14 protein-coding genes are annotated in these 14,206 nt (G+C 63.3%); 7 read left to right on the top strand and 7 right to left on the bottom strand.

The genetic code is table 11. From position 1 onward, the window contains the following. The first annotated feature begins 121 nt into the window (after positions 1–121). Both V3C40_RS15285 and V3C40_RS15280 read left to right on the top strand, forming a co-directional pair. The gene (locus V3C40_RS15285) at positions 122–997 is read left to right on the top strand and encodes a flagellin N-terminal helical domain-containing protein (protein WP_034757885.1); all 876 of its coding nucleotides are present in this window, start codon (positions 122–124) and stop codon (positions 995–997) included. A 57-nt stretch (positions 998–1,054) separates the two neighbouring features. Next, positions 1,055–2,155, top strand: a complete 1,101-nt coding sequence (locus tag V3C40_RS15280; protein ID WP_331777876.1) for a hypothetical protein — start codon at positions 1,055–1,057, stop codon at positions 2,153–2,155. Positions 2,156–2,196: 41 nt separating this feature from the next. On the opposite strand, the gene V3C40_RS15275 is transcribed toward V3C40_RS15280, so the two are convergent. From V3C40_RS15275 to V3C40_RS15245, 7 genes are read right to left on the bottom strand one after another with little or no spacing between them, the layout of a single operon-like run. Next, positions 2,197–4,284 (bottom strand): flagellar biosynthesis protein FlhA, encoded by a 2,088-nt coding sequence (locus tag V3C40_RS15275; RefSeq protein ID WP_331777875.1) that lies wholly within the window; start codon positions 4,282–4,284, stop codon positions 2,197–2,199. Beyond that, on the bottom strand, positions 4,281–5,420 hold the full coding sequence (locus V3C40_RS15270) for an EscU/YscU/HrcU family type III secretion system export apparatus switch protein (protein ID WP_034757880.1): 1,140 nt from the start codon (positions 5,418–5,420) through the stop codon (positions 4,281–4,283). The genes V3C40_RS15275 and V3C40_RS15270 overlap by 4 nt, the downstream gene beginning before the upstream one ends. After that, entirely contained in the window at positions 5,410–6,210 is an 801-nt protein-coding gene (locus V3C40_RS15265) for a flagellar biosynthetic protein FliR (protein WP_034757878.1), read from the bottom strand. Before V3C40_RS15265 ends, V3C40_RS15270 begins: the two co-directional genes overlap by 11 nt. A gap of 9 nt (positions 6,211–6,219) precedes the next feature. Next, complete coding sequence (locus V3C40_RS15260) at positions 6,220–6,492, bottom strand: flagellar biosynthetic protein FliQ (protein WP_034757874.1); 273 nt, start codon at positions 6,490–6,492, stop codon at positions 6,220–6,222. 3 nt (positions 6,493–6,495) lie between these two features. Beyond that, positions 6,496–7,266, bottom strand: a complete 771-nt coding sequence (gene fliP / locus V3C40_RS15255; RefSeq protein ID WP_070303090.1) for a flagellar type III secretion system pore protein FliP — start codon at positions 7,264–7,266, stop codon at positions 6,496–6,498. Next, complete coding sequence (locus tag V3C40_RS15250; protein ID WP_034757866.1) at positions 7,263–7,628, bottom strand: FliM/FliN family flagellar motor switch protein; 366 nt, start codon at positions 7,626–7,628, stop codon at positions 7,263–7,265. Before V3C40_RS15250 ends, fliP begins: the two co-directional genes overlap by 4 nt. 1 nt (position 7,629) lies before the next feature. Next, on the bottom strand, positions 7,630–8,508 hold the full coding sequence (locus tag V3C40_RS15245; RefSeq protein ID WP_070303089.1) for a FliM/FliN family flagellar motor switch protein: 879 nt from the start codon (positions 8,506–8,508) through the stop codon (positions 7,630–7,632). A 552-nt stretch (positions 8,509–9,060) separates the two neighbouring features. Here V3C40_RS15245 and V3C40_RS15240 point away from each other — a divergent pair. The 5 genes from V3C40_RS15240 to fliI are packed head-to-tail and all read left to right on the top strand — an operon-like array spanning position 9,061 to position 14,204. Then, positions 9,061–9,399 (top strand): flagellar hook-basal body complex protein FliE, encoded by a 339-nt coding sequence (locus V3C40_RS15240; RefSeq protein WP_331777874.1) that lies wholly within the window; start codon positions 9,061–9,063, stop codon positions 9,397–9,399. Positions 9,400–9,459: 60 nt separating this feature from the next. Beyond that, positions 9,460–11,193, top strand: coding sequence for a flagellar basal-body MS-ring/collar protein FliF (fliF, locus tag V3C40_RS15235; protein WP_331777873.1), 1,734 nt, complete (start codon positions 9,460–9,462; stop codon positions 11,191–11,193). Continuing rightward, positions 11,171–12,211 (top strand): flagellar motor switch protein FliG, encoded by a 1,041-nt coding sequence (locus V3C40_RS15230; protein WP_034757846.1) that lies wholly within the window; start codon positions 11,171–11,173, stop codon positions 12,209–12,211. Before fliF ends, V3C40_RS15230 begins: the two co-directional genes overlap by 23 nt. Next, positions 12,208–12,897, top strand: a complete 690-nt coding sequence (gene fliH / locus V3C40_RS15225) for a flagellar assembly protein FliH (RefSeq protein ID WP_034787861.1) — start codon at positions 12,208–12,210, stop codon at positions 12,895–12,897. The genes V3C40_RS15230 and fliH overlap by 4 nt, the downstream gene beginning before the upstream one ends. Continuing rightward, positions 12,894–14,204 carry a flagellar protein export ATPase FliI gene (gene fliI, locus V3C40_RS15220; protein ID WP_072454560.1) on the top strand — a complete coding sequence of 437 codons (1,311 nt, stop codon included), beginning with the start codon at positions 12,894–12,896 and terminating at the stop codon, positions 14,202–14,204. The genes fliH and fliI overlap by 4 nt, the downstream gene beginning before the upstream one ends. Positions 14,205–14,206 lie beyond the last annotated feature (2 nt).

Here is a 14,206-nt window from a genome sequence, read left to right as displayed (position 1 = left end):
CGTCTGCAGTTCCTGGCTTTTCCGGCATATTGAACTAAATTGCCATCACGTTTAACGATGTTGCCGGCATAGTCGCCTATACAAGGTAGAACACCGAACAATCGCCTACTGGAGCCGCCGCGTGCTGAGCATTCATACCAATACTGCCGCACTGTCAGCCCAGCGGGCCATGGGCTGGGCACAGCAAATGCTGTCGACGTCGATGACGCGCCTCTCCACGGGCTTTCGCATCAACTCGGCCATGGACGACGCTGCCGGCTTGCAGATCGCTACCCGGCTGAGCGCCCAGACCAGCGGCATGGCGGTGGCCATGCGCAACACGCAAAACAGTACTTCCCTGCTGCAGACGGCCGAAGGCGCGTTTGGCGAAGTCACCAGCATGCTGGTGCGCATGAAGGACCTGGCCACCCAGGCAGCTGACGCCTCGTCGAACCAGAAGGACCGCGAGGCCATGCAGGGCGAATACGATGCGCTGGGCGCCGAACTGTACAACGTGATGACGAACACCCGCTACGGCGGCACTTTATTGCTGGGCAACGGCAGTGCCGGCATGGGCACCCTGTCGCAAGCCCTGACGTTTCAGATCGGCGCCACCGGCAGCGAAACCATGCAGTTCAGCGTGGCGGGCGACATGGGCGCGCTCAACGCGGCACTACAGGCGATCTCCGTCAATTTCGCGCCAGGCGCCACCGCCGGCAGCGAATTTGCCAGCAACAGCAGCGCCAACGGCATGATTGACATGCTGGCGGCCGCCGTCGACAAGGTCGGCAGCGTGCGCTCGGCGCTGGGCGCCACCGCGAACCGGCTCGGACACATCTACAATAACCTGTCCAACATGGTCACCAACACCAAGGCCGCCATCGGCCGCATCATGGATGTCGACTACGCGGCCGAAAGCGCCAACATGACCTCGGCGCAAATGCTGCTGCAAGCAAGCACGGCAATGCTCAAGCAAAGCCAGAGCATGAGCAAGCTGATTCTCTCTTTACTACAATAATTACCGGCAGGGCGCGATGGCAGATCGGATGAATATGTATCAGCAGGAAGCAATGGCATGGCGATAGACCGCATTGCATCGGGCAATCCGGTGCCCCTGATTACCCAGCGCTTCGACGTCAGCCCCGCTACGCCGATGGTGCCGGGCGTGGTCCAGCCGCTGGTGCCGATCGGTCCCTACATGGCGCCCGCGCCCGACGCCGGCACTCTGCCCGCCCAGCTGCAGCAGAAGGGACAGGACAGCCTGGCGTCCCTCATTAAACCCAATGCCGATGGTACGGGCGGCGCCCTGCCGCGCGACAGCAGCGCCATGCAGGTCAACCAGCTGTTCTTCACGCGCCAGCTGATCTGGCAGCCGCCCGACGCGGCGCAGCTGGCCGCCTCGTGGCGCGTGATGGTCAGGACCTATGGCGAACAATATGCGGCCCTGCAGGAACAGGCGCGCGGCCAGCACGTGCCGGGCAATTTGTTCATGGCCGAACAGCAGCCGGCCCTGCTGCGCGAAGGCGCCCGTCCACCGTTGACGGTTGACAGCGAAGCGTGGCGCTTTGCCGTGTATGGCTGGGGCGGCCAGCGCCTGCTGCTGCGCGTACTGGCCGGCGACGAAGACGAAGAAGCAACGCCGAGACGGCGCGGCAAGGTGGCGCTGCGCGTCGAACTGATCATCATCGGCATCGGCCGGGTCGTGATCCAGATGGAGCCGTCCGGCGACGGCGTGCTGCTGGAACTGGCCGCCGACGAGGAAGCCGCGCTGCGCCATCTGCGCCTGGCCCTGCCCGAGATCGCCGACGCCGTGCGGCGCGCGGGCCTGCGCCTGGTGCGCTGCCGCCTGAACCGCCAGCTGCATGCGCAGCGCGTGCACGGCAATTACCCGATGCAGGCGGGCGCAGCCTCGCTGTCGCTGCCCCTGTTTCGCGCCATGGCCGAGGTAGCCCTGCTGCTGACGCAGCCGGAAGCGGAAGTGGCGGCCGATCCCGATGCGCCCCAAGCCCCCGCCGCTGAAACCGAGGAGGAGCCCGTCATCGTCTCGAAGGAAGTGGCGGCGCCGTTCGGTTACGACTATGGCGACGAGGAAGACACGGCGCCATCGGCCACCGTGCTGCTGCTGGCCGATGGCCAGGAGCACGAGCTGCTGCCGCCCATCGACGAGCAGGATTGACGCGGCATAAAAAACGGCGCCCGAAGCGCCGTTTTTTCATTTTACCCCACCGTACCGATGATGCTCACTTCGCGGTTTTCCGGGATTTCATTGTACGACAGCACGTGCAAGCCAGGCGCGAACAGGCGCGCATAGCGGGCCAGCAGCGGGCGGATCTGCGGCAGCACCAGCAGCAGCGGCGGCGTAGCCTGCTGCTTCATCTGCTCGCGCGCCACCGGCATGTTTACTTGCAGCTGCGACAGCAGATGCGGGTCGATCGGATAGTTATCGAGGGTCACCTTGCCCGACTGGCGCGCCTGGTTCAGGGAACCAAGCAGCATGTTTTCCAGTTCGCCGCCCAGGTTAAACGCCTGCATTTCCATCTTCTGGCCGAACAGGCCGCTGACGATCTGGCGCCGCAGCGCACAGCGCACTTCGGCCGCCAGCAGGATCGGATCCTTGGTCGTTTCCGAACTGTCGAGCAAGGTGGTGGCGATGGGCACGATATCCTTCAGTGACACATTTTCCGCCAGCAAGACGCGGAATACGCGCAGCAGCTGCGTGTGCGTCAGCGCCTTGTCCAGCGCACCGGCCAGTTTCGGCGACAGGGCCGTCAGGCGCTCCATCATGTTCGACACGTCTTCGTGGCGGAACAGTTCCGGCAAGTATTCGCGCACCATCTTCGACAAGTGCGTGGCGATCACGCTGGGCGCCTCGATGACCTGGTAGCCGAGACCCAGCGCATGGGCCTTTTCGCTCGGTTCGATCCACGTGACGGGCATGCCGTAGGCCGGCTCGATGCCGGGAATGCCGTCGAGCTGGCCATATACGTTCGGCGACGGGATCGCCATCAGGCGGTCGGCCTGCACCTCCGCCTGCGCCACCACGGTGCCCGACAGCACGATCGCGTACTGCGACGGCTTCAGGGCCAGGTCGTCGCGCACGCCGATATTCGGCAGCAGCAAGCCCATCGATTCGGACAGGCTCTGGCGCACGCCCTTGACGCGCTTGTTCAGCGGTTCGCCTTGCGTCTTATCCACCATGCCGACCAGCTTGTAGCCGAGCATCACCATCAGCGGCTGCACGGCCGGCAATTGCTGCCACTCGAGTTCGGCAGGCTTGTCATCGCGCAAGGCCGCCTCGATGGCCGCCATGCCGGCCGCATCGGGCCCCTTCACGCGCTTGGTCAGGCGCCAGGCCACGAAGGCCAGCACGGCCGCAAAGGTCATGAACATGAACCACGGCATGCCCGGAATCAAGGCCAGCGCCACCATCATGCCGGCCGCGCTGTAGATCACCGTTGGCGAGGTCAGCACCTGGCCTGCCACTTGCTGTTCGAAATCGCCCGAATCGCTGATACGGGTCACCAGGATGGCGGCCGCGGCCGACAGCAGCAGCGCCGGGATCTGCGCCACCAGGCCATCACCGATGGTCAGCAGTGCGTACTGGCGGAAAGCGTCGCCGAACGACAGGTCGTGCATCAGCGAGCCGATGGCCACGCCGCCGACCATGTTGATGATCAAGATCAGGATACTGGCGACGGCGTCGCCACGCACGAACTTCGACGCGCCGTCCATGGCGCCATAGAAATCCGCTTCGGCGGCCACGTCCTTGCGGCGGATCTGGGCTTTTTCCTGGTTGATCAGGCCGGCGTTCAGGTCGGCGTCGATCGCCATCTGCTTGCCCGGCAAGGCATCGAGGGTAAAGCGCGCCGACACTTCCGAGATGCGCTCGGCACCCTTGGTAACGACGGCGAAGTTGATGATCATCAAGATCACGAAGACCACGATACCGACGACGAAGTTACCGCCGATCACCACGTTACCAAACGCCTCGATCACCTTACCGGCCGCATCCGCGCCCGTATGGCCGTGCAGCAACACCACGCGCGTCGACGCCACGTTCAGGGTCAGCCTGAGCATGGTGGTGGCCAGGATCACCGTCGGGAAGACGGAGAAATCGAGCGGCCGCTTGGCCGACACGCTGACGAGGATGACGATCAGTGCCAGCACGATATTGAAAGTGAACAAGATATCGAGCAGCACGGGCGGCAGCGGCAAGATGATCATCGCCAGGATCACCAGCAGGAACAGCGGCGTGGCGAACTTGTGGCGGCGCATTTCGGCAACCAACCGGTTCAGGAAATTCATGAAGGTACTACCTCGCTCAAATGAGATGGCACGACCACCTCGGTGGGAAATGGGGGCTGGGCGGCGCGCTGCCCAGTACGGAATGCTTTCAGCTGCAGTATGTAGTTAAGCACCTGCGACACGGCCTGGTACAGCTGCACGGGAATCTGCTGCTGCACCTGGCTGGTGTTGTAGATGGCGCGCGCCAGCGGCGGCAACTCCAGCGTTTCGATATTGTGTTCCTTCGCCACTTGCCGGATATACAGCGCCATCTCGTCGACGCCCTTGGCAACGACGAACGGCGCCTCGGCGCGGTCCTGGTCATACTTCAATGCGACGGCGTAATGCTCGGGATTGACGATCACCACGTCGGCGTCGGGCACGGTCTTGCGCACGCTGCGCCGGCCGATCTGCTGCTGCAGCTGGCGGATGCGCTGGCGCACTTCGGGCCGCCCTTCGCTGCTTTTATGTTCTTCCTTGACGTCCTGCTTGCTCATGCGCTGGTTGCGGGCAAAGAAAAACGCCTGCGCCGGCACGTCGATGATGGCAAACAGCACGAAGACGGAAATGAGCGCCATCAGGCCGTCGAGCATCAGCGCCGAGCCATCGAGCATGGCCTGCTGCAGGGGCCGGTGTTGCAAATCCACGTACTGCGTCAGGCTGGAGCGGCTCACGTGCACGAGTACCATGCCCAGCACGGCGGCCTTGGCGATCGACAAGCCGAATTCAAAGCCGTGCTTGGGCGACACGAGGCGGCCCAGGTTCTTGGCCGGGCTCAGGCGCTCCATCTTCGGCGCCCAGTTCTTCGTGCTGATGACCCAGCCGCCAGGGATCAAGGAGCCGAGCACGACGAACAAAGGCACGCAGAACAGCGGCACGATCATCTTGATCAGCAAGCCCACCGACGTGGTAAACGCCATCGACATGGCATTTTCCAGCGCGCCCTTGCTGTCGAGCGGCATGAAGGACATGGCGAACAGTTCGCGAAAGCTGACCAGATAACCGGGCAGCAGGTAAATGAAGACCTTCATGCTGATCAGGATGCCCAGCGCCGTCGACAGGTCGCGCGAACGCACCACCTGCCCTTCCTGGCGCGATTTCTTCAGCTTCTGTGCTGAAGCCTTTTCTGTTTTGTCGCCCGTGCTGCTATCCGCCATGGGCCACCCGCATTTGTTCCTGGATCATGTCGAGCACGCGGTTCGTCATGGCGACATAGTGCTCCGGGATAAAGCGCACGATCTGTATCAGCATCAGCAGGCCGAACATGGTGATCATGGAAAAACCCAGCGAAAACAGGTTCAGCGACGGCGCCACCCGATTCAGGAAGCCAAAGCCAAGCTGCACCACCATGGTGGAAAAGACGATGGGCAAGGCCAGCAGCATGGCGGCGGCGAAGATCCATGCCACGTTGTACGCCACCGTCTGCAGCAGCAGCGGCCCGTAGCCCTGCCCCACGGGCCAGGCCGTGAAACTGGCGCCGATCACGCCCGTCAGCACGAGGTGGCCATCGATGGCGAAAAACACGATCATGCACATGATGGTGAGCAAACCCGTGATCACGTCCGACGAGGTGCCGTTGAGCGGATCGTTCATGACGGCCATGGAAAAGCCCACCTGGCTCGACACGAGGTAGCCGAGCACCGACATGACGGACATGGCGAAGTGGAAAGCCAGGCCAAGGACGAAGCCGATGATGGCCTGCTCCAGGGTGGCGACGAGGGCGTGCAGGGAAAACGGATCGATCTTCAGCAACTCCTGCGACACGCCAGATGCCTGCATCACGGGCAGCATCAGGATCGCCAGCACCAGCGACAGCAGCACCCGCACGGGAACGGGCACCATCGCGTCGCCGATCACGGGCGAGGCGCTGAGCATGGCCAGGATGCGGCAGAACGGCCACCACACGGCCAGCAGAAACGGCAGCACCTGATTGAAAATCTGATCCATGGCGCGGTGCTATCCGACCAGGGTGGCGGCGCGCTGAAAAATGGACACGCAATAATCCATCAGGTAACCGGCCATCCAGCGTCCGGCCAGGATCAGGGCCAGCAGGGTGACCAGCAGGCGCGGCAGGAAACTCATGGTCTGTTCATTGATCGATGTGGCCGCCTGCACCAGCGCGACCAGCAAGCCCATGAGCAAACCCGGCACGACCAGGATCACCACCAGCAGCATGACGACATGCAATGCTTCGATGATCAGGTCGACGGCGACTTCAGGGGTAAACATCGGTCAATAGCCCTGTATGCTGGTAACTAAGGTGTTGACGGTCAGGGTCCAGCCATCGACGAGCACGAACAGCAGCAGCTTGAACGGCAGCGAGATGACGAGCGGCGACAGCATCATCATGCCCATGGCCATCAGCACGGACGCCACCACCAGGTCGATGATGAGGAAGGGGATGAACAGCATGCAGCCGATCTGGAACGCCGTCTTGAGTTCGGACAATACAAACGCGGCCAGCTTGACCGTGAAACTATGGTCTTGCGGACGCATGCTCGACGGTTCGCCGGCCAGGTGCGCGATCTGCGCCAGCGCGGCCTTGCTCGTCTGCGCCAGCATGAAGCGCGAAATGGGCACTTCGGCAATTTTCAAGGCTTCCTGCATGCCGATCTGGTCGCGGTCGTACGGCACGAACGCTTCCTTCCACACCTGGTCGCCGATGGGACGCATGACCAGCAAGGTGAGAATCAGGGCGATGCCGGTGACGATACGGTTGGGCAAGCCCTGCTGCAGGCCGAGGGCCTGGCGCAGCAGCGACAGCACGATGACGAAGCGGGTAAAGCTGGTCATCATCATGACCATCACGGGCAGCAGCCCGAGCAGGGTCATGACGACGAGGATCTGCATCTTCACCGACAGGTCGGTCTTCGCGCCTGGCACCACGCCGGCGAGCAGGTCCTGCGCGCCGGCCGCGCCGCAGCACAGCATCAGAACAGGGACAGCCAGCGCGGCAGCCAGCGCGCCGCGGCGCCGGCTCAAGCCGGGTACCGCCAGCTTCATGCTGTCATCAGGTCGAGATTGAGGCCGTCAAGGTCGATGACTTTCAGGCCATAGTTCTCGCCGGCCACCACCACTTCGGCACGGCCGATCGGCGTGCCGTTGACCTTGATCACCAGCGGTTCGCCGGCCAGCATGTCGAGTTCGATCACGCTTTCCGGGCCGATGGCCATCAACTCTTCCAGCGAGATGCGGGCCGAGCCCACTTCCAGTGTCAGGGTGACGGGAATCTTGCGCATCATTTGCGGAATGTCGCGGCGCGCGCGGGTGCTGGCCACGTCGGAGACGTCGCCCTGGTCGATGATCATGTCATCGCCCAGGTCTTCCAGCAGGGTTTCGCTCTGGTTGGTATCGGTGATATTCATATTATTCGACATCTTCAAATGAGGTTAAACAGAGCTTGCCCTTGTGTTCGGAAACAGCCGCTGTAAATAAACGGGAGTCGTCAAGCATGACGTCGGTACGGCTCAGGCTGACTGGAATCACGTCGCCCACGCGCAGGTCGAACAAGGCGCCCAGCTGCACCTGCTTGCTGACGAGCCGGCCTTCCAGGGTCACTTGCAGGCGCGAAGCGAGCGGGCGTACGCTGCCGCGCAAGGCTTTCTTCGCTTGCGCGCGCTCGGGCAGCAGGCCGCGCAGCACGTCGGCCATCAGGCGCTTGTCCAGCGAGAACCAGAACTGGCCGCTCTGCCCCGCTTCGACGTCGCTGAGCGCCACGGTGACGATCCAGCTGCCGCGTGCCGGGTGCACGCCGGACTGCACGGCGACCTCGGCAGTGGTGTCGATGTCGCTGCTCTTGCCCAGGGTTTGCAGGTTCTTGTGGATGCGGGTGAACAAACTGTGGACCAACTGTTGTCCCAGCACCACAGCGAGGCGCTCTTCCGTTGCCGTCACGCGCACTTGCGCCGGATCGGGCAGCGCGCCCTTGGCGCCGGCACTACCGTAGCGATAGTTCAGCACGCTCAACAGTATCTGCCGTTCGAGCGCAAAGCCCGGCTGGCCGGCCGGCGTGGAAAAACTCAGCCAGCGGTTCACGCTGTCTTCGTTCTCCACGCGCGACAAGGTCACGGCGTCGATCTGGAAATTGCCCCAGTAGCGACGGCTCATCGGCTGGCGCAGGGCCACGGCCAGGTCGTCGCGCAGCTGTGCGCCGAATACATGCAGCAAATGGACAGGGCGTCCAAGCAGACAGGAATCGAGGACTTGATGGCGCACAGTTTGATCTGTCTTGGTAATGATTGTCATGTAGTGGTCATGTCGGTATTGCGGTGGCAGAACAAATTATACGGATCGCCCGAAATTAAATACAGCATCATCTTGGCCTTGCCGACAGGTCTGCAAGCAAACGATTGCGCATCGTATCGCATGCTCGATGGCTACGGTGCTGAACAATACATGAAAAAGCCAAATATTGCCATGTATCAATATTCCTTGAGGCAATCCTCTCTTTACTTTATAGTTGCCCCGAGGTAAGCTTATAGCGAGAAAATAGTGATTTGCAGTGCGCCATTCCGCTTACCTGATTCCGGTTTTTATGGCAGTTCCCAGCTCCTCTTATTGCCACCAGAAGAAACTTTTATCAGATAATCATTAGTTGTCATGGCCATGTAAATCATGTCGGCGCAGGTCTGCCGGGTTTGTTTGAATCTGCTGAGCGGATGGTGTGGCAACTGATAAAACTGATGGGCCCAATTGAAATCGGGCCGGGCAAGATGGCATTCAATGTAATGCCTGCCGGAATGGCAAACCAGTAATTTCTGATTGATACGTCACCGCATATTGAAAGTAGAGGGCAAGATGAGCAACGAACTCGCAGGTCTGATCAAGGCCGATCTGGCAGCACTGAGCAATGACGCGCACGCCCTGGGCGCCAGCATCATGCCCGCCGCCCAGTTCGGCGCACCGGAACAATCCGGCTTCTCGTTTGCACAAAGCATGAAAGACGCCATCGGCAAGGTCAACGGCGACGACCGCCTGGCCGCGCAGAAAATGAGCGACGTCGACAGCGGCAAGAGCGACGACATGGTCGGCGCCATGCTGGCCAGCCAGGAAGCGAGCCTGTCCTTCTCCATGTTGATGCAAGTGCGCAACAAGGTCATGGGCGCCGTCGACGAACTCATCAAACTGCCTCTGTAATCTTCACGTCCTGATCCACGCCCAGCCTCCCAGCGAAAGTTACCCCAAGTGATTACCACCATGAAGTCCGCATTTGCGCGCTGGCGCCCTGGCGCCCAGCCCGCCATCCCGCCCGCCCTGCTGAAAAACCTGGTTCCCATCGTCGTGCTGGCCATCGGCATCACCGCCATGGTGACCATGTACGCGTGGCGCGACCAGGCCAACTACAAGCCGGTGTTTGGCGCGCGCGAAAAAGTGGCCGTAACGGACATGATGGCCACCCTGGACGCCGAGCACATCCCCTACCGCCTGCATCCGGACAGCGGCCAAGTGCTGGTGCCCGACGCCATGCTGGGCAAGGTGCGCATGCTGCTCGCCTCGAAAGGCGTGACGGCGCAGCTGCCGGCCGGCCTGGAGCTGATGGACAAGAATGACCCGCTGGGCGTGTCGCAGTTCGTGCAGGACGTGCGCTTCCGCCGCGGCCTGGAAGGCGAGCTGTCGCAAAGCATCATGACGATGGACGCGATCGCTTCGGCGCGCGTCCATCTGTCGATCGCCAAGTCGACATCGTTCGTCGCCAGCGATGGCGACAAATCGTCTGCCTCCGTCGTCGTGGCGCTGAAACCGGGCCGCACCTTGGCGCCGGAACAGATCGCCGCCGTCATCAACATGGTGGCCGGCAGCGTCGCCAGCCTGGCGCCTACGCGCGTGAGCCTGGTCGACCAGGGCGGCAACCTGCTGTCCTCGCACGTCGACCTGACGGACGGCTTCGACGCTTCGGCCGCTGGCAATGAAGGCGCGAAACGCTTCCAGGATGAGATCCGCCGCAACGTCACAGGCTTGCTGGGTCCCGTCATCGGCGAAGACAACTTCAAGCTCAGCGTGACGGCCGCCGTGAACAACGACCGCGTCGATGAAACGCTGGAAAAATACGGCGAAGCCCCGAAAGTGACGAGCGAGGCGATGCGCGAAGAGCAGGAACGCAACCGCACCGTGGCCGGCATTCCCGGCAGCCTGTCGAACCGTCCGCCAGCGGCCGCCGTGCCGGCACCGGCCGACGCCGCCGGCGCCGCACCGGCCGATGGCGCACCGAAGCCGTCCGACGATGGCACGGCCCGCAAGAACGCCACCACGCGCCAGTACGCGTATGACCGCAGCATCACGCAGATCAAGCGCAGCCGTGGCCGCCTGGAAAAACTCAGCGTCGCCGTCGTCCTCAACAGCGCAGCCGCACCGAATCCGAAAACAGGCTGGACCCCTGCTGAACTGGGTAATATCGAAAAAATGCTGACCAGCGGCCTGGGCATCAACGCCCAGCGCGGCGACAGCCTGAGCCTGACGGCACTGGCCTTCCCTGCCAAGCCGCCTGTCGCGCAATGGTGGGAAGAGCGCGACACCGTCGTCGATTTCAGCAGCTGGCTGCTGTACGCGCTGGGCGCCGTGCTCGGCTACTTCCTGATCCTGCGTCCGCTGCTGCGCCTGCTGACCTCGCGCCTGGCGCCGCCGCCACTGAAACAGCTCGATCCAGCCCTGGCGCTGGGCGGCAGCAGCGCCGCCGCCGGTACGAATGGCGCAACCGTTGCCGCCGCGCCGGCCCTGGGCGTGAACGGCAACCCGCTGGCGCTCGAAGGCGAGGCCGGCGCCGGCAACATGCCGGTCGTGCCGCTGCTGGAAAACTATGACTTGCCGCCGCCAGGCTCGGCGGTCGACGTGATGGTCGACCACCTGAAAGTGCTGGCTGAAAAAGAACCCGAGCGTGTCGCCGAAGTCGTCAAACAATGGATGCAGAAAAATGGCCGAACTCAACAACAGTAATCCCTCCGACGGTGCCGAATACGAAAGCGCCAGTCTGACTCCCGTGGAACAGGCCGCCATCGTGCTGCTGAGCATCGGCGAAGAACAGGCCGCCAACGTGCTGCGCTGCCTGTCGCGTGAAGAATTGCTGGAAGTCACGCAAGTGATGTCGCGCATGAGCGGCATCAAGGTCGAATCCGTGAAAACGGCCATGCAGACCTTCTTCGACGACTACCGCCAGCAAAGCGGCGTGCATGGCGCCTCGCGCAGCTACCTGAAGCGCTCGCTGGACATGGCGCTGGGCAGCGATATCGCGAATAGCGTGCTGAACAATATTTATGGCGATGCGATCCGCCCCAAAATGGCGCGCCTGCAGTGGGCCTCGCCGAAATGGCTGGCCGAATACATCGTCAACGAGCACGTGCAGATGCAAGCCGTGTTCCTGGCCTTTTTGCCACCCGCGCTGGCCGGCCAGATTCTCGACGCACTGCCCGTCGAAGGCCGCGACCTGGTCTTGCTGAACCTGGCGCGCCTGGACGAGATCGACCGCGACCTGCTGGTCGAGCTCGACGAACTGGTGGGCCGCTGCCTGGGCACGCTCGACACGCAAAGCACCAGCGTGGAAGGCATCCGCCAGGCGGCCGAGATCCTCAACCGCATGCCGGGCAACCGCGCCGCGCTGGTCGAACTGCTGCGCGCGCACGACCCGGACGTCGTCTCGGAAATCGAACTGAGCATGTACGACTTCCTGATCCTGGCCACGCAGAGCGATGTCACGCTCACGCGCATCCTGGAAGACGTGCCGATGGAACAATGGGCGATCGCCCTCAAGGGCGCGGAACCGTCGATCCGCGACGCCGTGCTGAAAACCATGCCGCGCCGCCAGGCACAGAGCTTCGAAGACATGATGCGCCGTTCCGGCCCCGTGCCGCTGTCGCGTATCGAACAGACGCGCCAGGAAATCATGGCCACCGTCAAGGGCCTCGCCGATGCGGGCGAGATCGAAGTGCAACTGTTTGCTGAAGCGGTGATCGAATGAAACACTTCCGCTCGTATCGTTTCCCGCCGCTGTCGCAATTCATCGCCGCCGGCCAGCGTGCCTCCAACGAGGACACGGATGGTCAGTGGCAGGCGTCCGTCTCGGAAGGTTTCGAGCAGGGCCAGCGCGACGGCTACGAAGTGGGCCTCGTGCAAGGCCAGCAAGACGGCTACGACACCGGACGCAACGATGGCATGGCGCAGGGCCGCGAAGAAGGCCGCAATGAAACCCTGGTGGCGCTGGACCGCCTGGCCCGCCCCGTCGACGCCATCTTGCGCGACCTGAAAAAAGTACGCGCCGATTACCGCGAAGCGCAGCGCAAGGAAGTGGTCGACCTGGTGGCCAAGGTGGCGCGCCAGGTGATCCGCGCGGAACTGGCGCTGCAGCCGGTGCAATTGCTGGCCCTGGTCGACGAGACCCTGGCCTCGATGCCGCCCACGCGCGAGGAAATCGACGTCTTCCTCAATCCGGAAGAATTGAAACGCATCAGCGAACTCGATCCGAAGCGCGCCAAACGCTGGAACCTGATCGCCGACGCGCGCCTCGACGCAGGCGAATGCCGCATCAAGGCGGGCGACAATGAAGTCGACGCGGGCTGCCATCAGCGCCTGTCGGCCTGCATGGAGCAGGTCAGCAGCCACCTGGCGCTGGCCGCCGAACACGCGGATCAAGGCGCGCCTGCATGATCGCCGACACGCTGCGCAGCTTCGAGATCGGCGATATCCCGGTCGCGACACCGACCGGTCGCCTGGTCGGCGCTTCCGGCCTGCTGCTGGAAAGCGCCGGCTGCCGTCTGCACACGGGCCAGCGTTGTCAAATTGAAACTGTGAGCGGCGAGTGGCTCGATGCGCAAGTCGTCGGTTTCCGCGAAAAACTGTCCTACCTGATGCCGTTCAAGAAGGCGACGGGCCTGACCACGGGCGCAAGGGTCCTGCCCCTGCCCGACAAGGCCAGCCTGCAGATCGGCCCGTCGTGGCTGGGCCGCATGGTCAATGGCCTCGGCGAGCCGATCGACGACCTGGGCCGCCTCGGCGGCGAACACGTCCTGGAAGTAACGCCACCGAAGGTCAATCCCCTGAAGAAACAACCGGTGGTCGAACCGCTCGACGTGGGCGTACGCGCCATCAACAGCATGCTGACCCTGGGCAAGGGCCAGCGCGTGGGCCTGATGGCCGGTTCCGGCGTGGGCAAGAGCGTGCTGCTGGGCCTGATCACGCGCCAGACGGTGGCCGATGTCGTCGTCGTCGGCCTGATCGGCGAGCGGGGCCGCGAAGTGCGCGAATTTGTGGAAAAGTCGCTGGGCGCCGAAGGTCTCAAAAAGGCCGTGCTGGTGATCGCGCCGGCCGATGAATCGCCGCTGATGCGCATCATGGCAACCGAACTGTGCCATTCGATCGCCGCCCATTACCGCGACCAGGGCAAGCACGTGCTGCTGCTGGTCGATTCGCTGACGCGCTATGCGATGGCCTTGCGCGAAGTGGCGCTGGCCCTGGGCGAGCCGCCGGCCACGCGCGGCTATCCGCCGTCCGTCTTCTCGAACTTGCCGCAACTGGTGGAAAGCGCCGGCAATGGCGCCCACCCGGAAGGCAGCATGAGCGCCATCTACACGGTGCTGGCCGAAGGCGACGACCAGCAGGACCCGGTGGTCGACACGGCGCGCGCGATTCTCGACGGCCACATCGTGCTCACGCGCGAGCTGGCCGAGCGGGGCCACTACCCCGCCATCGACATCGCCGCCTCGATCAGCCGCTGCATGGCCCAGGTGATCACGCCCACCCACATGCAGGCGTCGCGCGCGCTGAAAGCGTCGATGGCGCGCCATGCGCGCGTGCGCGATCTGATCCCGCTGGGCGCCTACGTGCCCGGCGCCGACCCGATCACCGACCGCGCCGTGCAGTTGCACGCGCCCATCGAAGCGTTCCTGTGCCAAGGCACCAAGGAAGAAGCGCCGATGGCGCCGTGCATCGAACAACTTGAACAGATCATGGGCTAGGA

Origin of the sequence: Janthinobacterium sp. LS2A (genome assembly GCF_036543145.1) — a bacterium.
Lineage (GTDB): Bacteria > Pseudomonadota > Gammaproteobacteria > Burkholderiales > Burkholderiaceae_D > Janthinobacterium > Janthinobacterium aestuarii.
This window is presented reverse-complemented; position numbering and strand designations above follow the sequence as displayed.